We start from the raw sequence: 1,835 nt of genomic DNA on the forward strand, positions 1-1,835 counted from the left end.
GAGCCGAAACAATGCTCGCTGCTTATGAGCAGTGGGCTGAGCGAACGGGCGCTATTTCTACGGAAGAGGCCCTAGCTATGCCCCTGAATCAGCAAGACCGCTACTTTTATGAAGGTGAAAAAGAACCCAATACACTAAACAAATGACTACTTACGCGTGGGGTCAACTCTGAGCGAACGGACTTTTGGAGTGATCTTCTGCGTAGTTGCTATGAACTGTTAGCTAAGGAAGAGTGAAAACAGTAAGCTTCTAATGAACTATCAAAATGAGAGCCAATATTAACCGCACAAAACTTAAAGGCTTGAACATAGGCATACTTTAACACTACAACCCATGAACACTTTAACACCTGAATAATCTAACTTTTTTCGGCTTTCATAAACTCTCTTAGAAATTTTTGCGTTCGGAGGTTGAAATAATTGCAAATAACACTAGATTTGCATTCTATTTTTCTGGAAGGCGGATGTGGCGAAATTGGTAGACGCACTAGACTTAGGATCTAGCGCCGCGAGGCATGGGGGTTCGAGTCCCTCCATCCGCACATCTTTCTGCAGCCCTCTTCTCATTAACCCATTATTGAGAAGAGGGTTTTTGTTTAATACAAAACCATATAGCATTGGACATTACACTTGATAAAAAAGAAAATAACGAAGCTACGCTCAACATTCGCCTCTTACCGGGCGACTATGAACCCAAAATTGAGCAAAAAGTAAAGCAGTACCGTAAGCAGGTTAACTTGAAGGGCTTTCGTCCGGGTAAAGTTCCGGCCGGAGTTATTAAAAGAATGTACGGGAAAGCAATTAAGGTTGAAGAGATCAATGAACTACTTGCTCAATCGGTACCCAGCTACATTCAAGAGAACGACCTCAAAGTAGTAGGTGAACCGATCCCCGACCTAAGCGAAGCTGAAAATATTGATTGGGAAAATCAGAGTGAGTTTTCTTTTAGCTACGATCTTGGCCTCGTCAACGATTTTTCGTACGATCTATCTGACCAAGTAACGGTGAATAAGCATACGATCGGTCTTTCCGATGAAACTATTGATGAGTCTATCGACAACTTGCGTAATAGATTCAGCACCAGCGAAGAGGTAGATGAAAGCCAAGCGGAAGATACCCTAAAAGGTACCATTCAATTAGATTCGGATACTACTCATGAAACCGAACTTAATACGAGTATGGTGCCCGAAGAAAAACGGGAGCAGTTTACTGGCTTAAAAGCTGGTGACTCGGTAACCTTTGATATTCGCGCAGTTTTTCCCGAAGATACTGATGTAGCCTTTTTGTTAGGCAAGCAGCACGATGAAGTGGCTGATGTAGAAGGTGATTTCACGTTTACCGTATCGGAAATTACTCGCCCGGTTCCGGCTGAAGTCAATCAGGAGTTTTTTGATCAGATTTTTGGAAAAGATGCGGTAAGTACCGAAGAAGAGTTTCGTGAGAAGGTTCAAGAGAATATTAAGGAAAACTACGAGCGCGAGAGCGATGCTTTACTATCTCGCAGTATTCGGAACCACTACATTAACCAAACAGATATTCAACTACCCGAAGAGTTTCTCAAGCGGTGGATTCTATCGCGTCAGGATGAGGAGATAAGTGAAGAGCAAATCAACGAGCAGTTCGGTGATTACCTTCAAGACTTGAAGTGGAGTTTAATCAGCGAGAAAATCGCTAAGGATGAAGAGGTTCAAGCCAATCATGAGGAAGTGAAAAATAAAGCTCGGGAACTGGTATTATCTCAGTTTGGCATGCAAGGCTCACAATTTGGCAACGACGAACGTTTTGACCCGATTGTAGATAATTACCTCAAAGGTGAAAATGGCAACAATTATATGC

Annotated in this window: 1 protein-coding gene and 1 tRNA gene; both read left to right on the plus strand. The window is 42.6% G+C overall.

All coding sequences use genetic code 11. From position 1 onward, the window contains the following. The first annotated feature begins 459 nt into the window (after positions 1-459). Positions 460-541: transfer RNA gene (locus WBA23_RS01840), tRNA-Leu, on the plus strand. Between the two features lie 75 nt (positions 542-616). Then, on the plus strand, positions 617-1,835 hold a 1,219-nt coding region (gene tig / locus WBA23_RS01845), incomplete at its 3' end, for a trigger factor (protein ID WP_424580534.1).

The organism is Tunicatimonas sp. (genome assembly GCF_049647865.1).
Lineage (GTDB): Bacteria > Bacteroidota > Bacteroidia > Cytophagales > Cyclobacteriaceae > Tunicatimonas.